20 protein-coding genes are annotated in these 20,249 nt (G+C 71.9%); 14 read left to right on the forward strand and 6 right to left on the reverse strand.

Features of this window, described 5'->3' with window-relative positions; translation table 11 throughout:
• The first annotated feature begins 13 nt into the window (after positions 1–13).
• The 4 genes from GXP71_RS01250 to GXP71_RS01265 all read left to right on the forward strand — a co-directional run bounded on the left by GXP71_RS01250 (position 14) and on the right by GXP71_RS01265 (position 2,252).
• A complete protein-coding gene (locus tag GXP71_RS01250; protein ID WP_162351174.1) occupies positions 14–238 on the forward strand; it encodes a hypothetical protein in 225 nt (74 codons plus the stop codon).
• A 93-nt stretch (positions 239–331) separates the two neighbouring features.
• Positions 332–655 carry a CPCC family cysteine-rich protein gene (locus tag GXP71_RS01255; RefSeq protein ID WP_238402778.1) on the forward strand — a complete coding sequence of 108 codons (324 nt, stop codon included), beginning with the start codon at positions 332–334 and terminating at the stop codon, positions 653–655.
• Between the two features lie 95 nt (positions 656–750).
• Positions 751–1,293, forward strand: a complete 543-nt coding sequence (locus tag GXP71_RS01260) for a hypothetical protein (RefSeq protein WP_162351176.1) — start codon at positions 751–753, stop codon at positions 1,291–1,293.
• A gap of 104 nt (positions 1,294–1,397) precedes the next feature.
• Positions 1,398–2,252 carry an ATP-grasp domain-containing protein gene (locus GXP71_RS01265; RefSeq protein ID WP_202924307.1) on the forward strand — a complete coding sequence of 285 codons (855 nt, stop codon included), beginning with the start codon at positions 1,398–1,400 and terminating at the stop codon, positions 2,250–2,252.
• A 30-nt stretch (positions 2,253–2,282) separates the two neighbouring features.
• On the opposite strand, the gene GXP71_RS01270 is transcribed toward GXP71_RS01265, so the two are convergent.
• Together GXP71_RS01270 and GXP71_RS01275 are read right to left on the reverse strand one after the other, a co-directional pair.
• The gene (locus GXP71_RS01270; RefSeq protein ID WP_162351178.1) at positions 2,283–2,621 is read right to left on the reverse strand and encodes a hypothetical protein; all 339 of its coding nucleotides are present in this window, start codon (positions 2,619–2,621) and stop codon (positions 2,283–2,285) included.
• Positions 2,622–2,652: 31 nt separating this feature from the next.
• On the reverse strand, positions 2,653–3,597 hold the full coding sequence (locus GXP71_RS01275; protein WP_162351179.1) for an SDR family oxidoreductase: 945 nt from the start codon (positions 3,595–3,597) through the stop codon (positions 2,653–2,655).
• Positions 3,598–3,748: 151 nt separating this feature from the next.
• Here GXP71_RS01275 and GXP71_RS01280 point away from each other — a divergent pair, with 151 nt between their 5' ends.
• A complete protein-coding gene (locus GXP71_RS01280; RefSeq protein WP_162354139.1) occupies positions 3,749–4,570 on the forward strand; it encodes a helix-turn-helix transcriptional regulator in 822 nt (273 codons plus the stop codon).
• 13 nt (positions 4,571–4,583) lie between these two features.
• Here GXP71_RS01280 and GXP71_RS01285 read toward each other — a convergent pair whose 3' ends face one another.
• Positions 4,584–4,982 carry a hypothetical protein gene (locus tag GXP71_RS01285; protein WP_162351180.1) on the reverse strand — a complete coding sequence of 133 codons (399 nt, stop codon included), beginning with the start codon at positions 4,980–4,982 and terminating at the stop codon, positions 4,584–4,586.
• Between the two features lie 166 nt (positions 4,983–5,148).
• On the opposite strand from GXP71_RS01285, the gene GXP71_RS01290 reads away from it, so the two are divergent.
• Positions 5,149–5,613, forward strand: a complete 465-nt coding sequence (locus tag GXP71_RS01290) for a phage tail protein (RefSeq protein WP_162351181.1) — start codon at positions 5,149–5,151, stop codon at positions 5,611–5,613.
• A gap of 25 nt (positions 5,614–5,638) precedes the next feature.
• On the opposite strand, the gene GXP71_RS01295 is transcribed toward GXP71_RS01290, so the two are convergent.
• A complete protein-coding gene (locus tag GXP71_RS01295; RefSeq protein WP_162354140.1) occupies positions 5,639–6,019 on the reverse strand; it encodes an iron chaperone in 381 nt (126 codons plus the stop codon).
• Positions 6,020–6,209: 190 nt separating this feature from the next.
• Here GXP71_RS01295 and GXP71_RS01300 point away from each other — a divergent pair, with 190 nt between their 5' ends.
• On the forward strand, positions 6,210–7,004 hold the full coding sequence (locus tag GXP71_RS01300; protein WP_162351182.1) for an SDR family oxidoreductase: 795 nt from the start codon (positions 6,210–6,212) through the stop codon (positions 7,002–7,004).
• 37 nt (positions 7,005–7,041) lie between these two features.
• Here the strand turns inward: GXP71_RS01300 and GXP71_RS01305 are convergent, their stop codons facing one another.
• Positions 7,042–7,506 carry a nitroreductase/quinone reductase family protein gene (locus tag GXP71_RS01305; protein WP_238402545.1) on the reverse strand — a complete coding sequence of 155 codons (465 nt, stop codon included), beginning with the start codon at positions 7,504–7,506 and terminating at the stop codon, positions 7,042–7,044.
• Positions 7,507–7,884: 378 nt separating this feature from the next.
• Between GXP71_RS01305 and GXP71_RS01310 the strand changes: the two genes are divergently transcribed.
• The 3 genes from GXP71_RS01310 to GXP71_RS01320 all read left to right on the forward strand — a co-directional run bounded on the left by GXP71_RS01310 (position 7,885) and on the right by GXP71_RS01320 (position 12,631).
• Complete coding sequence (locus GXP71_RS01310; protein WP_238402546.1) at positions 7,885–9,726, forward strand: ABC transporter family substrate-binding protein; 1,842 nt, start codon at positions 7,885–7,887, stop codon at positions 9,724–9,726.
• A 200-nt stretch (positions 9,727–9,926) separates the two neighbouring features.
• Positions 9,927–11,570 (forward strand): ABC transporter permease, encoded by a 1,644-nt coding sequence (locus GXP71_RS01315; protein WP_202924308.1) that lies wholly within the window; start codon positions 9,927–9,929, stop codon positions 11,568–11,570.
• Positions 11,567–12,631, forward strand: coding sequence for an ABC transporter permease (locus GXP71_RS01320; protein WP_162351186.1), 1,065 nt, complete (start codon positions 11,567–11,569; stop codon positions 12,629–12,631). The genes GXP71_RS01315 and GXP71_RS01320 overlap by 4 nt, the downstream gene beginning before the upstream one ends.
• A 16-nt stretch (positions 12,632–12,647) precedes the next feature.
• Here GXP71_RS01320 and GXP71_RS01325 read toward each other — a convergent pair whose 3' ends face one another.
• Positions 12,648–13,259: a PH domain-containing protein gene (locus GXP71_RS01325; protein ID WP_162351187.1), complete on the reverse strand. Its 612-nt coding sequence runs from the start codon at positions 13,257–13,259 to the stop codon at positions 12,648–12,650.
• Positions 13,260–13,345: 86 nt separating this feature from the next.
• Between GXP71_RS01325 and GXP71_RS01330 the strand changes: the two genes are divergently transcribed.
• From GXP71_RS01330 to GXP71_RS01345, 4 genes are all read left to right on the forward strand, one after another.
• Complete coding sequence (locus GXP71_RS01330) at positions 13,346–15,244, forward strand: ABC transporter ATP-binding protein (RefSeq protein WP_238402547.1); 1,899 nt, start codon at positions 13,346–13,348, stop codon at positions 15,242–15,244.
• A gap of 232 nt (positions 15,245–15,476) precedes the next feature.
• Positions 15,477–17,282 carry an ABC transporter substrate-binding protein gene (locus GXP71_RS01335; RefSeq protein ID WP_162351188.1) on the forward strand — a complete coding sequence of 602 codons (1,806 nt, stop codon included), beginning with the start codon at positions 15,477–15,479 and terminating at the stop codon, positions 17,280–17,282.
• Positions 17,283–17,387: 105 nt separating this feature from the next.
• Positions 17,388–19,319 (forward strand): translational GTPase TypA, encoded by a 1,932-nt coding sequence (typA, locus tag GXP71_RS01340; RefSeq protein ID WP_162351189.1) that lies wholly within the window; start codon positions 17,388–17,390, stop codon positions 19,317–19,319.
• 5 nt (positions 19,320–19,324) lie between these two features.
• The gene (locus GXP71_RS01345; protein WP_162351190.1) at positions 19,325–20,248 is read left to right on the forward strand and encodes a PIG-L family deacetylase; all 924 of its coding nucleotides are present in this window, start codon (positions 19,325–19,327) and stop codon (positions 20,246–20,248) included.
• Position 20,249: the final 1 nt, after the last annotated feature.

Below are 20,249 nucleotides of genomic sequence, written 5' to 3' on the forward strand. Positions count from 1 at the left end.
CCCAGGAGAAGCGATGGACGAAGCCGCGCTCCCCGAGCGGCTCACGCTCGACCAGGCGTTCCGTGCGGCGTACTTCATGGTCGATCAGTACGTCGCACTCGAGAAGAATCCCGACGACGGTCTCGTCCTGCTGTGGGCGTACATGAAGACGGACCCCGCCAGGTGGGACGACTGGATCGACTCGGTCAGGCGAGCGCTCTCTGACGAGGACGCGGATCAGGCATGGCTGCATGACTGAGCGTGAGCAGGGCCTTGAGCGCGTCATGGCGGTCCGTCACAGGTGAGCACGAGTGGCGACGAGGAGTATCCGTGCCCGTGCTGCGGCCACCTCGTGTTCGGAGAGGCGCCGGGGTCGTACGAGATCTGCCCGATCTGCTTCTGGGAGGACGACGCTGTCCAGCTGCGTTGGCCGGACCTCGACGGGGGCGCGAACTCCGTCTCGTTGCGCAGGGCACAGCGCAACTTCGAGGCGCTCGGGGCGTGCGACGAGTCCTCACGTGCGCACGTCCGGCCTCCGCGAGTCGACGAGGTCGTCGACGCGGGTTGGCGCGTACTGACAGACGCCGATCCGGTCGAGCAACCGCCGGGGCTCTTCAGGCGCTCGGCGGCCTGGCCATCCGACCTCACGACGCTCTACTGGTGGCGTGCCCGTTGACGAGCAGCCGCTGACCGACGGCATCGCGGCGTGAACGCTGTCCGAGCGGGTGACCCGGAGTGACCCCGGTGCTGCGCGCGGCTAGGGTCCCCGCCATGTCGAAGCGCGGCCGCCGCGAGCTCGAGTCGGCGCTCGTGGAGCGCGCCCTCGTCCGAATCCACCGACGGCCGAAGCACTCGTACCGGGTCGACGGATTCGTCGTCGGGGTGGGGTCCAAGTGGGTTCTTGTGGCCCGGACGATGGACGGCGGGTACTTCGACGGCCACGTGACGTTCCGCCTGCGCGATGTCACGAGTGTCACTCGTGACCGCTCGTTTGAGAGCAGGTTCGCAGCCACGCAACCGGAGTGGCCGCCGTCGCCGCCTGGCGTGGTCGACCTGACATCGACGAAACGGATGCTCCGAACCCTCGCGCCGACCGGGCCGTTGATCGGCATCGAGAAGGAGAACGAGCGATCCGCGGTCTGGATCGGTCAGGTCGTCGACGTACGACGAGGTTGGGTGGCGCTGCACGAGGTGCGCCCGGACGCGCGGTGGCGCAAGAAGCCGCTCTGGTATCGAGTCCGAGCGGTGACGAGCGCATCGGTCGGAACCCACTACCTGCGAGGTCTGGCTCAGATCGCCGGCACCAGAGAGTGATGCCTCGACAGTCGGCGGGGCTCCGGAGGTGGCACGTGCGCATCCGGGTGAGCCGGTCGGCAATCCTGTGCCGGGTGCAGCGCAGGGGCGGCCATCATGACCGCGTGCCTCCGCAGATCCTGACGGTCGCGCCCGGTGAGTCGTCGCGAGCCGGGTGGGTCGTCGACGCCGCCCGTCGCCGTGGCCTCGTCCTGGGTGGCCTCGAGGTCGTGGGCGACCGGCACTACTGGGGTGGTCCGCTCTGGGCCGCTGCGCATGCGTACGAGCTGCGCGTCGGGCTCCTCGAACCGCACGACGACTGGCTGAGCGGTCTTCCGGGTCGCCGGCTGGGCCGGTCGGTGCGGCTCATGACGCTCGACGCGGCGCGTCATGCGGGTCGCCGGTTCGTGAAGCCTCCGAGCAGCAAGGACTTCCCCGCACGCGTCTACAGCGATGGGGCGGATCTCGCGTCGGCCACCGCCGGGCTGGCCCTCGACATGCCTGTGCTCGTGTCCGACGTCGTCGAGTTCGCCGCCGAGTACCGGCTGTTCGTGCTGGACGGCCGCGTGCACACCGGGTCCCGGTACGCGACGTGGGGCCACCTGGACCTGGGAACGCTGCTCACCGCGGAGGGTTCCCGGGTCGTCGCGTATGCCGAGGAGCTGCTGGGGGAGATGGGCGACACCCTGCCGAGCGCGGTGGTGCTCGATGTCGGACTCGTGGGGCCGCCCGGCGAACCCCGCCGCGACGCGGTCGTCGTCGAGGCGAACATGGCGTGGTTCGCGCAGCCCTACCGGGCGGACACGGATCGGGTGCTCGACGTCGTGATGCGGGCAGCCGGGCCTCTCGACCGGGTGAGCGACAGCGATCGGCCGTTCGTGCGTCGGCACCCGCACGTGCTCGACGCGGCCGGCGTCATCGCCCCGGCGGCGGCTGACAGCCTGCAGAGAGCTGACGTGCGGGAGGGCGCGCGTGAGTGACGGCGGTCTCGGACGGCCTGCGGCCCGCCGTCACACCGTCGTCGGATCGTCGCGATCCGGCAGCAGGTAGGGACCCGACTCGTAGAAGACGATGAGGGGACCCTCGTCGGGGCTCTCCCATCGCTCGGCCATCACGACCGTCGACGTACGGCCCTTGCGCTGGGCCTTCCTGAACAGACGTTCCCGCTCGGCCGGCTCGACGAGGTGGCCTCGCACGTACGAGACGCCCGCATGGTCGGGCGGGTCGTCGGTCGACCGCGACAGCCCGCCTTCGCACCACAGGATCACCCAGGGCATTCCTCGGTCGACGGCGCCGAGCGCGTCGCGGGCACCGAAGGCCTCGTGCGTCCGAACCCATCGCGCCGACATGCGACCGAGGGTACGGCGAGCGGGGCGCCGATCAGGCGACCGGGAACGTCTCGCGGACCAGCTCCTGCGACGTCTGCCAGACGCGGCGGGCCTCGCCCTCGTCGCGCAGCGACGGGTAGAGCGCCTGCTCGCCGGGACCGCCACCGACGTTGCCCGGGCCCTGGGGGCCGTACAGCCGCCCGGGCTGCGCGTCGGGTGACGTCGCGGCGTAGAGGGCGGGGAGTGCGGCGGTCTCAGGGGTGCCGACGAGGATGCCGCGCGCGGACAGCCATCGGATGACGCGGACGGCACGCGTGTCGTCGCCGCGTCCGAGCTCCGCGCGGGCGGACAGCAGGCTGGTGGGTGCGACGCCCGGGTGGGACAGGTTGCTCGTGATGCCCCAGCCGGCGGCGGCGCTGCGGCGCTGCAGCTCGAGCGCGAACAGCCCCAACGCGATCTTCGACTGCCGGTACGCGGCCATCCCGTCGTACGACCGCTCCCAGTTGAGGTCGTCCCAGTGGATGCCGCCGCGTCGTGCGGCGATGCTGACCTGCGACGTCACGTGCGCACGACCGGCGCGCAGCAGGGGCAGGAGGTGCGAGACGAGCGCGACGTGCCCGAGGTGGTTGACGCCGAGCTGGAGCTCGAACCCGTCGGCGGTGGTCTGCCGGTCGGGCGGGGTCATGACGCCGGCGTTGTTGACGAGCAGGTGGACGGGGTCGCCCTCGCTGCGCATCGCGTCGCCGAACGCGGCGACGGACTCCAGGCTGTCGAGGTCCATCGCATGCAGCGACACCGTCGCGTCCGGCACCGTCGCGCGGATCGTCACGACCGCGGCCTCGCCCTTGCGGACGTTGCGGACCGGCAGCACGAGGTGCGCGCCGGCGGCGGCGAGGCGGGTCGCGATGCGCAGGCCGATGCCGTCGCTCCCGCCGGTGAGGACCGCGCGGGTGCCGGTGAGGTCGGGGACGGTGACGTCGTGGGGTGCGCGTGCCATGGGTGGGCTCCTTCGTGGATGGGGATGTCACGACCTTCGCCCGGACCGCGGCCGCTATCCAGGACCTGCCAGTCAGTGGTTCCGCAGATCACCGCCGGGTAGAACGGTCACGACGACCAGAGGAGGACGCGTGGCGATCGACCGGTCCGGCATGGCGCAGTTCCTGCGGCACCGACGCGAGGTGCTGCAGCCCGAGGACGTGGGCATGCCACGCGGCCAGCGCCGACGGACGGACGGCCTGCGCCGCGAGGAGGTCGCCACGTTGTGCCACATGTCGACGGACTACTACGCGCGGCTCGAACGGGGGACGGGCCCGCAGCCGTCGGAGCAGATGATCGCGTCGATCGCGCAGGGCCTGCACCTGACGGTCGCCGAGCGCGACCACCTCTACCGCCTCGCGGGCCACCGCCCGCCGCCCAGCGGGACCCCGAGCGAGCACGTCAGCCCCGGACTGCTGCGCATCTTCGACCGGCTCGAGGACACCCCGGCCGAGATCGTCACGGAGCTCGGCGAGACGCTGCGCCAGACGCCGCTGGGCGTCGCGCTCACCGGCGACCTCATGCGCTACACCGGGCCCGCGCGCAGCATCGGCTACCGCTGGTTCACCGACCCGACGAGCCGCCTCCTCTACGCGCCCGAGGACCACGCGCACCTGTCGCGGCTGTGGGTGTCCGGGCTCCGGGAGGTCTCGGCCGTGCGCGGGCGTGGCTCGCGTGCCGCGGCGCTCGCCGACGACCTGCTCGCGCGCAGCGACGAGTTCCGCACCCTCTGGGACCGGCAGGAGGTCGGCGTCCGCCCACCGGAGGTGAAGCACTTCGTGCACCCCGAGCTCGGGACCCTCGAGCTCACGTGCCAGACGCTGATCGACCCTGGCCAGTCGCACTCGCTGCTCGTCTACACGGCCGTCCCGGGCTCGGAGACGTACGAGAAGCTCCAGCTCCTGTCCGTCATCGGCGCGACGGCGCTGCGCTGACGGCGGCGCGCGCTCAGCCGAGGAGGTCCGTCGGGTCCGCGAGCGGGACCAGGCCGTCCGCGGCGGCGCGCAGGTCGGGGTCGCTCGCGACGAGGGCGTCGGCCTGGAGCTGCGCGACGGCGACGTACTCGCCGGTGCGGACGCCGGACCAGCCGTGCTGCAGCGCGAGGTCCCACGCGCGCCGACGGGAGACGCGGTCGCCGAGGAGCCGGATCTTGGTCTCCGTCATGCGCGTGTGGGCGTCCAGGGCGTCGCTCCGCTCGCGCCGCCCGGCGCGCACGGCCGCGAGCAGCATGTCGAGGCCGTCGACGAGCACCGACTTGGGTGCGACGAGCTGGACGTCGCGTGCGAGAGGGCGGTGCTCGTCGACGAGCCACAGCAGGGTGGGGGCGTCGATCGCGTAGCGCGGCATAGGGAGATCGTGGCGCGGGACGGGAGCGCCGACCAGGGGACGCGCAGCCACCGGACGGTCGGCGGGCGCCCGGCGACAGCGACGGGCGCGTCCGCTTCAATGGCGGGAGCACGCCTCGACGGGCGACGGACGCCCGCCGGGACAGGGACGAGACGAGGGAGCGCACGTGTCGTACGTCGTCGATTTCCAGGACGTCTCGACGGTCGGGCTGGAGTCGTCGCCCGTCGCGGACGCGCTCGCCGGCCTGCGCGCCAACGAGGCCCGGTACTTCCGGACGAAGTACGACCACGTGTTCACGACCGAGCCGGCGTCGGACGCCGCCGGAACGGTCGCGTACGTGCATCGCATCCTGAAGGAGGAGCGCGACCTCGTCATCGGCTCGCGGCCGCTCGAGGCGACGTCCTTCGAGGTCGACGGCGTCCGGTGGACGTACGTCTTCTACGAGTCGGGCCTCTCGGTCAACGTCCTGTACACGCTCGCCGAGGGCGGCAAGCGTGCGGTCGGCTTCAAGCTGTCCGACGGCATGGACGTGCCGGACGAGCTCGCCGACCGCTTCAAGTTCGCGCGGCAGCGGTCCAAGCTCGCCGGCACGATCCGCGGCTCGTTCTTCGTCCTCAAGAACGCGTACTGAGCCGGGACCGCACCCGCGCGCCCGGTCAGCCCGCCGCGCGCGCCACGAGGTCGCGGATCGTCGACTCGACCGCCGACGTGACGGCGGTGATCGCGAACGCCGTCGGCCACAGCTCGCCGTCGTCGAGCGCGGCGTCCTCGTTGAACCCGAGCGTCGCGTAGCGGGTCTTGAACTTCGACGACGCCTGGAAGAACAGCACGACCTTGCCGTTCTTGGCGTAGGCCGGCTGGCCGTACCAGGTCTTCGGCTGCAGGTCCGGCGCGACCTCCGCGACGATCGCGTGGATCCTCTCGGCGATCTCGCGGTCGGCATCGGGCATCTCGGCGATCTTCTCGAGCACGTCCGCGAGCCCGGCGTCCGAGCCCGTGCGCTTGGCGGTCCGCACCTCCTTGGCGCGCTCCTTCATCGCGGCGCGCTCCTCGGCGGTGAAGTTCTGGCCCTGCTCGTCGGTGCTGGCGGCGTTCACGTCGTCCTCCGGGTCGTGGTGCGTCGTTCCGTGAGACCGATGCTAGGAACGCCCTGGTGGCGACCGCTTCTTCGATCCTGACCGGTGCACGGCCACGTGGACCTGCGCGCCCGCTCCTAGGCTGGCGCGCGTGAGCAGCAGCCTCCAGGGTCGGGTCGCCGTCGTGACGGGCGTCAGCAGACGACGCGGCATCGGGTTCGCGGTCGCGTCGCGGCTGGCGCGGATGGGCGCGAGCCTCTTCGTCCACCACTGGTCCCCGCACGACGCCGCGCAGCCCTGGGGTGCGGACAGCACCGCCGACGTCCTCGACGCGCTGCGCGCCGACCTCGTCCCCGGCGCCTCGCTCGCGGACGCGAGCATCGACCTCGGCTCCGACGACGGCCCCGACGCGCTGGTCGCCCAGGCGTGCGCCGCCTTCGGCCACCTCGACGTGCTGGTCTGCAACCAGGCCCGCAGCGGGGGAGACGGCGCGCTCGCCGACGTGGACGCCGCGATGCTGGACGCGCACTGGCGGGTCAACGCCCGCGCGACGCTGCTGGCGACGCGGGCGTTCGCGGAGCAGCACGACGGGCGGGTCGGCGGGCGCGTCGTCTGGATGACCTCCGGCCAGCAGCTCGGGCCGATGCGCACCGAGATCGCGTACGCGGCGTCGAAGGCCGCCCTCGCGGGTGTGACGGCGTCCGTGGCGGCGGACCTGGCCGACCGCGGCATCCTGCTCAACACGGTGAACCCGGGCCCGGTGAACACGGGCTACCTCGACGACCTGGTCGCGTCGGACCCGGCGGCGGCGGGCTCGGCGTTCCCCGGCGGACGCTTCGGCGAGCCGGACGACCCGGCGCGGCTCATCGCGTGGCTCGTCAGCGACGAGGGCCGCTGGATGGTGGGGCAGGTCCTCAGCACCGAGGGCGGCTTCCGCCGCGGATGACGCGCGGCGGGGTCGCGCGTGGCCGCCCTGCTCCTCGTCAGCCGGCGACGGGGGCGAGGACGAAGACGCGCAGGTCGCGGCCCGAGCGGGCGGCGTACTCGTCGTAGCCGGGCCAGACGGCGCGCAGCGCGTCGAGCAGGCGCTCCCGCTCGGCGTCCGACGCGAGGTGCGCGACCACGTCGACGGTCCGCCCGTCGACGGCGACGCGCGCGCGGGGGTCGGCGAGGAGGTTGAGCGACCAGGCGGGGTGGTGCTGCTGGCCCCAGTTGGACCCGATGACGACGAACCGCTCGCCGTCGCGCGCGTAGAGGAGGACGGCGTCGCGCGGCTCACCGCTGCGCCGGCCCGTCGTGGTGAGGACGAGCTGGGGGAGGGTGGGCCGGCCGAGGACGCTCCAGCGCCCGTCGGTGGCCTGCTGGATGCGGCGGTCGAGGCCGGAGACGGTGCGCCCGACGCGGGCGAACGCGCGCGTGCGGCCGAGGCGTCGCAGGAGGGAGGTCACGGGTGAATCTTGGGGCATGCCGGTCAGACGTCTGACCTGGCGACGTGAGACACCTCGCCGTAGCACACTTCCGGAGCCCGCGGGAACGAATTGCCCGTTCAGGGGCCTGGGATCACCGGATCGGACATGTTTCCCCGATGTTTCCCCAGGCCACGTGTCTCGTATCGTGGACGGTACCAGCCAGTATCAATCAGGTAACGATCGGGCCGCGAGTCACAACGTGCCCGATATGTCCGACGCTGCTTGACTAGCGTGTGCCCAACTCACGGCGGACGTGTACCCATCCGTCGTCCGGCGCACGGTCACCCCGGGCGCACGGCGGCGCCGCACGTCCTCCCCTTCCCAGGAGGAACATTGAAGATCAGGCGAATCAGCGCCATGGCGGCCCCGGTCGCCGTCGGCGCCCTGGTGCTCGGAGCGTGCTCCGGACCTGAGACGGGCTCGGAGATCGAGGAGGACACCTCGGTCAGCGTCGGTTGGAACCAGCCGTTCTACTCGCAGAACAACCTCACGTCGGTCGGCAACGCGACCACCAACGCGAACGTTCTGTACCTCACGAACGCGCAGTTCAACTACTACGACGGCGACCTCAACCTCGTGAAGAACGAGGACGTCGGCACGTACGAGAAGGTCTCCGACGACCCGCTGACGATCAAGTACACGATCAACGAGGGCGTGAAGTGGTCCGACGGCACCCCCGTCGACGCGGCCGACCTCCTCCTGTACTGGGGCCCGCAGGACGACGACTTCGACAACGTCCAGCCGGAGTACGACGAAGAGGGCAACGTCACCAACCAGGACGCCATCGACGCGGGCGTCTACTTCGACGGTTCCTCCGTCGCCATGACCCTGATCAACGACGCGCCCGAGATCTCGGACGACGGCCGCTCGGTCACGCTCGTCTACTCGGAGCCCCGCTCCGACTGGGAGGTCTCCTTCCAGCCCTCGCCCGTCGCCGCGCACGCCGTCGCCAAGCTCGCGCTCGGCATCGACGACGCCGAGGAGGGCAAGCAGGCCATCATCGACGCGTTCACGGAGAACAAGACCGAGGACCTGTCGAAGATCGCCAAGGTCTGGAACTCCTCGTTCGACTTCACCTCGCTGCCCGACGACAAGTCGCTGTACCTGTCGTCCGGCGCGTACGTCATGTCGGAGTACGTCGAGAACCAGTACATGACGCTCCAGGCGCGTGACGACTACGAGTGGGGCCCCAAGCCCAAGGTCTCGTCGATCACGATCCGCTACACCGAGGACCCGCTGGCGTCCGTCACGGCCCTGCAGAACGGTGAGGTCGACCTCATCCAGCCGCAGTCGTCCGTCGACGTCATCAAGACCCTCGAGGGCCTCGACAACATCGACTACACGACCGCGCCCGAGGGCACGTTCGAGCACGTCGACACGATCATGAACAACGGTGGTCCGTTCGACCCGGCGACCTACGGCGGCGACGCCGAGAAGGCCCGCAAGGTCCGCGAGGCGTTCCTCAAGACGATCCCGCGCCAGGAGATCATCGAGAAGCTCATCAAGCCGCTGCAGGAGGACGCCGAGACGCGTGACTCCTTCACGGTGGTCCCGGGCTCGCCGACCTACGACGACGTCATCGCCAACAACGGCTCCGACGCCTTCGCCGAGGTCGACATCGCCGGCGCCCAGGCGCTGCTCGCCGAGGCCGGCGTGGCCACCCCGGTCAGCGTCCGCTTCCTCTACGGCAAGTCGAACGTCCGCCGCGCGAACGAGTACCAGCTGATCGCTGCCTCCGCCGCCCAGGCCGGCTTCACCGTCGTGGACGAGGGTGACGACCAGTGGGGCTCGCGCCTGTCCGACACGGCGTCCTACGACGCGTCGCTGTTCGGCTGGCAGTCGACGAACACGTTCGCGCTCAACTCCGAGGGCAACTACGTCACCGGCGGTCTGAACAACTTCGGTGGCTACTCCAACGCCGACGTCGACCAGTGGTACGTCGACATGGCCACGGCCTCGGGCGACGAGGAGAAGGAGCTGACGACCAACATCGAGAAGCAGCTCTTCGCCGACGCGTTCGGTGTCCCGATCTTCCAGTTCCCCGGCGTGGTGGCGAACCGCTCCGTGCTGAAGGGCGTCTCGACGATCCCGCTGTCGCCGACGATCTTCTGGAACTACTGGGAGTGGGAGATCAGCGCCGACGACTCGCTCGACGCGCCGACGGCGACGCCGGCCGCGACCGAGGAGACCGAGGGCTGACCCTCAGCTCGCTGTGACACGCACGACAGGGGGTGCCGCGGCCACCAGGCCGCGGCACCCTCGTCGTTCGCCCGGGCACCGACCGCATGGTCGCTGACCTGGGCAGACACAGACGTGGGACCTGCGGCACCACCGAGACCGCCGAGCCCTCGTAGAATCGTCCTTCGCCACCATCCCCACGCGAACGAGGTCAGGACCCCATGGTCACCTCTGAGAAGAGCCTCGCGCCGGCTCCGGCAGCGGCCACAGCCGCACCGGCCGCGCAGGCCCCCCGGCGCCGAAGCCTCAGCGCCTCCGCGCCGACGTTGACCTTCATCGGTCGCCGTCTGCTGTCCTCGGCGATCGTCCTTCTCGGGGCGACGTTCATCGTCTACATGCTCCTCGCGTACGCGCTGGACCCCCTCGAGGACCTGTACGCCAGCAGCGCTCCCAACAAGGAGCAGCTGATCGAGGCCCGCATCCGGGCGCTCGACCTCGACACCCCGCCGGTCATCCGCTACTTCAAGTGGCTCGCCGGCGTGCTCGGCTACCTGATCGGGCGCGGGACGCTCGGCCAGAGCTGGGTCACCAACCAGGAGGTCACGGACCTCCTCGCGAGCGCGATCCCCTCGACGGTCCAGCTCGTCGGCGGCGCCACGGTGCTCGCCGTCGTCCTCGGCATCACCGTCGGCATCGCCTCGGCGCTGCGGCAGTACACCGGGTTCGACTACTCGGTGACGTTCATGTCGTTCGTGCTGTACTCGCTGCCGTCCTTCTGGGTCGCGGTGCTCCTCAAGCTGTGGGGCGCCATCGGCTTCAACGACTTCCTCGCGGACCCGACGCTGAGCACCGCGATGATCGTGTTCCTCTCCGTGGTCGCGGGGCTGCTCTGGCAGGTGCTGATCGGCGGGGACTTGCGACGGCGGCTCGTCACGTTCGTCACGTCCGCACTGTCGACCGGCCTCGTGATCTTCGCGGTGCTCGAGAGCGGCTGGCTGCTCGACCCGAGCCTCGGCATGGTCGGCATCGCCGTGCTCGGCGCGGGTGCGGCCGTCGGCCTCACCGCGATGACCACCGGCCTGCACAACCGGCGGGCGCTGCTGTCGTCGCTGACGGTCGTCGCGATCGGTGTCGCGCTGTGGTTCCCGCTGCAGTACCTGTTCGTCGTCCCGGGCTTCAACGGCCTGTGGGTCCTCGGCCTCGGCGTGCTGTCGGTCGTCGTCGGCCTCGTCGTCGGTCGCCTGTACGGCGGCCCGGACTACGGCCAGTCGATGCGCAACGCCGCGATCACCGCGTTCGTGGTCGCCGGCCTGATCTTCGTCGACCGGATCATGCAGGTCTGGAAGCCCTACAGCGACTCGAGCTACATCAACGGCCGCCCGATCGCGACCATCGGCTCGCAGACGCCCGGCCTCAACGGCGACTACTGGGTCGAGTCGCTCGACCGGTTCACGCACCTGATCCTGCCGACCATCGCGCTGATCCTCATCTCGTTCGCGTCGTACACCCGGTACTCGCGCGCGAGCCTGCTCGAGGTCATGAACCAGGACTACATCCGCACCGCGCGGGCCAAGGGCCTGCCGGAGCGGGTCGTCACCGTGCGGCACGCGTTCCGCAACGCGCTGATCCCGCTCGCGACGATCATCCCGCTCGACATCGCGGCCCTGTTCGGCGGCGCGATCATCACCGAGCGGATCTTCTCGTGGAGCGGCATGGGCTCGCTCTTCATCCACTCGCTGGGGGCGAGAGACGCCGACCCGATCATGGGGTACTTCCTCGTCGTCGGGACGCTGCTCGTCCTCGCCAACATCGTCGTGGACTTCGTCTACGCCGCCCTCGACCCCAGGATCCGGGTGAACGCATGACCACCCCCACCCCCATCACGCCCCAGCAGCTGGACGGCCCGGAGCACCACGACGTGGTCGAGAACGCGATCGAGCTCAAGGAGGTCGAGGGGCTCTCGCAGGGCCGCATCGTCCTGCGCCGGTTCCTCCGCCACCGCGGCGCCATGGCGTCGGCGTTCGTCCTGCTGTGCGTCGTCGTGCTGGCGACGACGTCGATCGGCTGGGGACCCATCCCCGGCTGGTGGAAGTACACGCCGACGGACCTGTCGCCGATCGTCAACTCGGGCGGCGCCCCGACGCTGTCGTTCTCGGGCGGCATCACGATCGGCGAGCACCCGTTCGGTCAGGACAACATCGGCAAGGACGTGTTCGCGCTCGTCATGCGCGGCACGCAGCAGTCGCTGACCGTCATGGTGATCATCGGTCTGCTCGCGTCGGCGATCGGCATCGCGATCGGCGCCTCGGCAGGCTTCTTCCGCGGCCGCCTGGACAACCTGCTCATGCGGTTCACGGACATGGTCATCACGATCCCCGTGATCATGGTCGGCGCGATCCTCGGTGCGTGGGTCGGCGGCGCCAACCCGGTCACCCTGGCGCTCGCCCTCGCGGCGGTCAGCTGGACGTCCATGGCCCGTCTGGTCCGCGGCGAGTTCCTGTCGCTGCGCGAGCGGGAGTTCGTCGACGCGGCGCGCGTGGCCGGTGCGAGCAACGGCCGGATCATGTTCAAGCACATCCTGCCGAACGCGGTCGGCGTCATCATCGTCAACGCGACGCTGCTCATGGCCGCCGCGATCCTGCTCGAGACGGCGCTCAGCTACCTCGGCTTCGGCATCGCGTTCCCCGACGTCTCGCTGGGCAACCTCATCAACGAGTACCAGACGGCGTTCGCGACGCGGCCGTGGCTGTTCTGGTGGCCCGGTCTGTTCATCGTGACGATCGCGCTCTGCATCAACTTCATCGGTGACGGCCTGCGCGACGCGTTCGACCCGCGTCAGCGGCGCATCCCGACGCGTCGGGCGCTCGCGCGTGCGACGCGTCGCGCCGAGCGCAAGTCCGGCGTCCCGGCGACCGCCGGAGCCTGATCCCGTGACCCGCCGTTCAGAGCGCGAGCGCCAGCACGCTGGCCACCAGCAGGATCGCCAGCGCGGCGATCGTGCCGGTGTGCCAGCGCACGCGCGGGCGCTCGCGCTCGAACCGCGGGTCGTCCAGGAGCCCGGCGTCACGGGCCTCCTCCCAGCGCTGCCGCACGATGGCGGCGGCGTCGCCGGAGTCGGTGCCGGCCAGGTCGCCGGGGCGGACGCCGCCGCCGGGACCGTAGGTGCTGCTCGGCAGGTTCTTGTCGGCGCCGGCCTGCGTGCGGCCGGTCCGCACGGCGCTCGGTGCGGGCGCGGCCCAGGCGGAGTAGGAGCCGTACACGGTGCGCAGCGTCAGCGCGTACTGGGTGCCGATCTCCTGGACCGCCGGCCACGGGATCTCGACGGTCCGCAGCACGTTGCGGATCTCGACGCCCGCGGGCGTCACGAGCACCGCGGGGCGCCAGTAGGCGGCCCAGGCGCCGACGGCGACGAGCGCCAGCAGCGGCAGGTAGGGGAGCGTCGTCGACGCGTCGTCCACCAGGCCCGTCACCGCGCCCACGAGGCACAGCACCACGACACCACCGGCAACCCATCGGCCGAACCCCGGCCGGAACTCCACGACGTCCGCCACCATGCGGTCATCGTCCCAGACGGCTCCGGGCCGGCTGCGCGCCACCGCGCGACCGCCCCGGCCCCCGCACGGAAGGAACTGCTCGACCAGTGAGCACCGAGACCCTCGCGAACGCCCCGGCCCCGACGCCGGACGGCAAGGCGCCCATCCTCGAGGTCCGTGACCTGACCGTCGAGTTCTTCGTCGACGGCGAGTGGTACCCCGCCGCCACGGAGGTCACCTACGACGTCCGGCCCGGCGAGGTCCTCGCCATCGTCGGCGAGTCCGGGTCGGGCAAGACGCAGTCGTCGATGTCCCTCATCGGGCTGCTGCCGCCGAACGGCCGCGCGACCGGCTCCGCGAAGCTCGCGGGCCGCGAGCTCCTCGGCCTCACGCACAAGCAGCTGAGCAACGTGCGCGGCAGGGAGGTCGCGGTCATCTTCCAGGAGCCGATGACCGCCCTGAACCCCGTCTACACCGTCGGGTTCCAGATCATCGAGACCCTGCGCGTGCACTTCGACCTGGGCCCGAAGGCCGCACGGCAGCGCGCGATCGAGCTGCTCAAGCTCGTCGACATCCCGGACCCCGAGCGCGCGGTCGACAAGTACCCGCACCAGCTGTCGGGCGGCCAGCGCCAGCGCGGCATGATCGCGCAGGCCCTCGCGTGCGACCCCAAGCTGCTCATCGCGGACGAGCCGACGACGGCGCTCGACGTCACCGTCCAGGCCGAGATCCTCAAGCTCATGCGCGACCTGCGCAGCCGCATCGACTCCGGCATCGTGCTCATCACGCACGACATGGGTGTCGTGGCCGACCTGTCGGACCGCGTGCTCGTCATGAAGAACGGCCGCATCGTCGAGTCGGGCCTGTCGGACACGATCTTCAACCAGCCGACCCACCCGTACACGATCCAGCTGCTCGAGTCGGTGCCGCACCTGGGCTCGGCGACGTTCCAGGCGCCGGGCGCCGAGCACGACGTGACCTCGACCTCCGCCACGACCGCGACGCCCGTCCAGGCGCCCGCACCGGCGGCGACGCCCACGGGCTACGCGCTCGAGGCGAAGGACCTCATCATCGAGTACCCGTCGCGCGGCCGGATCCCCGCGTTCCGGGCGATCAACGGCGTCGACCTGTCGATCGCGCGCGGCGAGGTCCTCGGCCTCGTCGGCGAGTCCGGCTCGGGCAAGACGACCGTCGGCCGTGCCGCCGTCGGCCTGCTCCCCGTCGCGGGCGGGTCGCTCAAGGTCAACGGCGTCGAGCTCGCGGGCGTGAAGCCGAAGACGCTGCGCGAGGTGCGCCAGGACGTCTCGATCGTCTTCCAGGACCCGGGCTCGTCGCTCAACCCGCGTCTGCCGATCGGCGAGTCCATCGGCGAGCCGCTCAAGCTGCACGGCATCGCCAAGGGCGCCGAGCTCGGCAAGCGGGTCGAGGACCTCCTGGACCGCGTGCACCTGCAGCGCTCGATGCGCAACCGGTACCCGCACGAGCTCTCCGGCGGTCAGCGCCAGCGCGTCGGCATCGCCCGCGCCCTCGCCCTGAGCCCCAAGCTGCTCATCGCCGACGAGCCGACGTCGGCGCTCGACGTGTCCGTCCAGGCCCGCGTCCTCGAGCTCTTCCAGGAGCTGCAGCGCGAGTACGGCTTCGCGTGCCTGTTCATCAGCCACGACCTCGCGGTCGTCGAGATCCTGTCGCGCCGCATCGCGGTCATGAACAAGGGCCTGCTCGTCGAGGTCGGCGACCGCGACGCGATCCTGCGCAACCCGCAGCAGGACTACACCAAGCGCCTGCTCGCCGCTGTGCCCGTGCCCAACCCCGCCGAGCAGAAGGTGCGCCGTGAGGAGCGCGACCGGCTCATCGAGGAGGCGGAGGCGGCGCTGCGCCAGGCCGACGCCGAGGCCGAGGCGTACGCGCACGGCACGGGTGCGGACGCCGCCGAGCTGCGCAAGCAGCAGTCGAAGGGCCAGGGCCAGGCGTCCGACCCGCGCGGTGGTGCCGACGGCGGCTTCTGACGCTCCTGCTCCGACAGAAGGCCGTGCCCGGGTGCTCCTCGGGCACGGCCTTCGTCGTGTCAGCGACGCCGCGGCGCCGCGTGGCGGAAGTCCTCCGTACCCGACTTGTCCGGCAGAGTTCAGTTCCGGGTGGTGACGACCGATATCCGCAGGTGGCGGCGGTGTGAGACCGTCCAGGCGAGACGTCCGGCGGGGGAGTCCCGTGCGGCACACGATCCGGGAGGTCGCAGGCGTGCGCAGGTCGACGGTGGGGGGTGCCGCGCTCGTCGTGGTCCTCGGGCTGGTGCTCGGCGGCTGCACGCAGCCGGAGCCCGACCCGGAGCGGGCGGGGACGGTCGTCGTCGCGGTCGGCAGCACGTTCGGGTCGCTCAACGCGGGGACCACGCTCGGCCGGACGCCCGGCAGCACGCTCGTCCGCTCGCTCGCGCAGTCGGGCTTCGTCTCGGTCGACGAGGACGGCGCGGCGGTGTTCGACGAGTCCTTCGGCACGGTCGAGAAGGTCGCGGACTCGCCGCTCACGGTCCGCTACACGATCTCCCCGACGGCCCTGTGGTCGGACGGCGTCCCCGTGACCCCCGACGACCTGGTCCTCGAGTGGGCGGCCCGCAGCGGCCTCTACGACGACGTGACGCCCGAGATCGACGCGTCGGGCGAGGTGACGAACGGCGACGCGCTCGACGCGGGTGTCGCGTTCGCCGCGACGTCGCCCGCGCTGGTGCACGTGCCCGCGGTGCCGATCGTCGAGGGCACGAGCGTCACGCTCGTGTACGACGTCCCGGTCGCGGACTGGCAGGTCGCGCTCGACGTCAACGTCCCGGCGCACGTGCTCGGCGCCACGGTGCTGGGGATCGACGACCCCGCGGAGGCCGCGGCGGCGGTCAGCGCCGCGATCCTGGGCGAGGACAAGGGCGCCCTGCGGTCGCTGTCGCTCGCGTGGCGGACCGGTCTCACCGCGGAGCTGCTGGCGGAGGACGCGACCGCGGCCGTCACGACGGGGCCGTACGTCGTCGACCGTGTCGTCGGCGAGGAGCGCGTGGACCTGGTCCGGAACGAGTCGTACGAGGGTGCGCGGCCGGCTGCGTTCGACCGCGTCGTGCTCCGCACCGCGCTGCACCCGCTCGACCAGGTGACCGCGCTGCGCGACGACGAGGTCGACGTGATCGCGCCGACGGACACCGCCGACGTGCTGGACGCGCTCGAGGACGTCGAGGACGTGACGACGCGCTCGGGCGGCGACGCGACGCTCCAGCTGCAGCTCCAGGTGGCCGGCGGCGGCCCGTTCGACCCCGCGACCTACGACGGGGACGCCGCGAAGGCGGCCGCGGTCCGGAAGGCGTTCCTCGCGACGGTGCCGCGCGACGCGGTGGTGTCGTCGGTCGCGGAGCCGCTGTGGGCGGACGCCGCACCGGCCGACGCACTCCTGCCCGCGGCGGGCGCGAGCGTCGGGGAGGTCGAGGTCGCGGAGGCCGACGTCGCGGACGCCGAGCGTGCGCTCGCCGACGCGGGGGTCCCGACACCCGTGGTGGTGCGCGTCCTCACCGACACCGCCGACCCGGTGCGGCTCGGTGTGCTCGACCTCGTGACCGAGCAGGCCGCCGAGGCCGGGTTCGCGGTGCGCCGCTACGAGCAGGCCGACGGCATGGTCGCCGACCTGCGCGGCGCCCCGTCCGCGTGGGACGTCGCGCTGCTGCCCGTGCCGCAGTCGGACCTGGGCGCGGCGGCGACCGCGGCCCGCTGGCGCACCCAGGGGTCGACGAACGTCACGGGGTGGACGTCGCCCGAGACGGACGCGGCGGTCGACGCGCTGACCGCGATGGTCGACCCCGAGGCCCGGACGGACGCGTTCGACGCCGTGGCCGCCACGCTCGCGGGCGGGGCCGCCGTGCTGTCGCTCGTGCGCCAGCCCGTCGTCGTCGCGACGCGCGACGCGGACCCGGACGACGAGGGCCGGCTCCCGCAGCTCGAGCCCGTGCCGCCGCTGGCGCTGAGCCGCGCGGACCTCACGTCGTGGTGGGACTGGGCGCGCACGGACGCCTGAGCGGACGGGGTGACGGGCGCCACGGCGGACTCGGGGGTCGGGCGGGTAGAATCGTCCGGCGCCACGTCCCGGCGCGCTCCCCACCTGCGAAAGCCGAGTACACCCATGCCTGAGTCCACGACCGTCACCGGCGTGCGCGCCGACCTGCGCAACGTCGCGATCGTGGCCCACGTCGACCACGGGAAGACCACCCTGGTCGACGCGATGCTGTGGCAGTCCGGCGCGTTCGGCGAGCACGCCCACGTCGACGAGCGCGCGATGGACTCCGGCGACCTGGAGCGCGAGAAGGGCATCACGATCCTCGCGAAGAACACCGCGGTCCGGTACGCCGGCCCCGCGGCGGCCGCGGTGGGTCAGCCCGACGGCATCACGATCAACGTCATCGACACCCCCGGCCACGCCGACTTCGGTGGTGAGGTCGAGCGCGGCCTGTCGATGGTCGACGGCGTCGTCCTGCTCGTCGACGCGTCCGAGGGCCCGCTGCCGCAGACCCGCTTCGTGCTCCGCAAGGCGCTCGCCGCGAAGCTGCCCGTCATCCTCGTGGTCAACAAGGTCGACCGCCCGGACGCCCGCATCGAGGAGGTCGTGCACGAGGCGACCGACCTGCTGCTGGGCCTCGCGTCCGACCTGCACGAGGAGGTCCCCGACCTCGACCTCGACGCGATCCTCGACGTGCCCGTCGTGTACGCCGCCGCGAAGGCCGGCCGCGCGTCGCTGAACCAGCCCGCCGACGGCGGCCTGCCGGACTCGGAGAACCTCGAGCCGCTGTTCGCGACGATCCTCGAGAAGATCCCCGCCCCGACGTTCGACGAGGGCGCACCGCTGCAGGCGCACGTGACCAACCTCGACGCCTCGCCTTTCCTCGGCCGGCTCGCGCTGCTCCGCATCTTCAACGGCACGCTGCGCAAGGGCCAGACGGTCGCGTGGGCGCGGTCCGACGGCTCGCTCCAGAACGTGCGCATCACCGAGCTCCTGGAGACCAAGGCCCTCGAGCGCGTCCCCACGGACTCCGCGGGTCCGGGCGACATCGTCGCCGTCGCCGGCATCGAGGACATCACGATCGGCGAGACGCTGACGGACCCGGACGACCCGCGCCCGCTGCCGCTGATCACGGTCGACGACCCGGCCATCTCGATGACCATCGGCATCAACACGAGCCCGCTCGCGGGCAAGGGCGGCAAGGGCCACAAGGTCACGGCCCGCCAGGTCAAGGACCGCCTCGACAAGGAGCTCATCGGCAACGTGTCGCTCCGGGTCGTCCCGACGGACCGGCCCGACGCGTGGGAGGTCCAGGGCCGTGGCGAGCTCGCGCTCGCGATCCTCGTCGAGCAGATGCGCCGCGAGGGCTTCGAGCTCACCGTCGGCAAGCCGCAGGTCGTCACGAAGAAGGTCGACGGCCAGGTGCACGAGCCCGTCGAGCGCATGACGATCGACGTCCCCGAGGAGTACCTCGGTGCGGTCACGCAGCTCCTCGCGCAGCGCAAGGGCCGCATGGAGACCATGTCGAACCACGGCACGGGCTGGGTCCGCATGGAGTTCCTGGTGCCCGCGCGCGGCCTCATCGGCTTCCGCACGCGGTTCCTCACCGACACGCGCGGCACCGGCATCGCGTCGTCCATCTCCGAGGGGTACGAGCCGTGGGCCGGGCCGATCGAGACGCGCCAGTCGGGCTCGCTCGTCGCCGACCGCGCGGGCGCCGTGACGCCGTTCGCGATGATCAACCTGCAGGAGCGCGGCTCGTTCTTCGTCGAGCCGACGTCCGAGGTCTACGAGGGCCAGATCGTCGGCGAGAACTCCCGCAACGAGGACATGGACGTCAACATCACGAAGGAGAAGAAGCTCACCAACATGCGCTCCTCGACGGCGGACAACTTCGAGAACCTCGTGCCGCCGCGCAAGCTCACGCTCGAGGAGTCGCTGGAGTTCGCGCGCGAGGACGAGTGCGTCGAGGTGACGCCGGAGATCGTGCGCATCCGCAAGGTGGTGCTCGACCAGACGGAGCGCGCCCGCATCACCGCGCGCAACAAGAAGTCCTGACGCCGGTGGCGCCGGTCGGCGGGCTCGTCGCGGTGCACGCGCACCCCGACGACGAGACGCTGTCGACCGGCGCCCTGCTCGCCACCTGTGCACGCGCCGGGCGGCCCGTCACGGTCGTCACGTGCACGCGCGGTGAGCGCGGCGAGGTGATCGGTGACGCGCTCGCGCACCTCGAGGGCGACGGGCCCGCGCTCGCCGCGCACCGCGAGACCGAGCTCGCCGCCGCGCTGTCGTCGCTCGGCGTCGCCGACCACGTCTTCCTCGACGCTGGCGGTCCCGCGGGGGAGCGCTTCGAGGACTCCGGCATGGCGTGGCTCGGCACCGGACGCGCCGGCGCGGCCGCCGACCTGCCCGGCCGCGCCTTCGTCGGCGTGCCCGTCGACGAGGCCGCCGCGCGGCTGGCCGACGTCCTGCGCGCGCGGCAGCCCGACGTCGTCGTCACCTACGAGCCCGGCGGCGGCTACGGGCACCCCGACCACGTCCACGCGCACCGCGTGACCATGCGCGCCGTCGAGCTCGTCGCGGCCGAGGACCAGCGCCCGACGGTGCTGTGGGCGGCGCAGCGACGCGCCCACCTGCGGGCCGCGTACCGCGCGCTGGCCGGCGGTTCCGTCACGCTCGCGCTGGGGGCCGAGCGGGCGTGCCTCTCGCTGCCGGACCCCGAGGGCCCGCTTCCGTCCGTCGCGGCCGATGCGCTCGACCTCGAGGTCGACGTCCTGCCCGTCCGGACGGCCGTGCTCGGCGCGATGCGCGCCCACGCGACGCAGGTCCGCGCCGTGCGCGCGCTCGACGGGACGCCGGGGCTCGTCGGCTGCTACGCCCTCAGCAACGACGTCCTCGCACCCGTCCTCCCCGTCGAGGGCTACCGGGTCGCCGCGGGCCGCGTCGACGTGCTCGCCGGGGTGCCCGGCGTCCGGCCGGTAGCCTGAC

The organism is Cellulomonas sp. H30R-01, from assembly GCF_010119915.1.
Lineage (GTDB): Bacteria > Actinomycetota > Actinomycetes > Actinomycetales > Cellulomonadaceae > Cellulomonas > Cellulomonas algicola.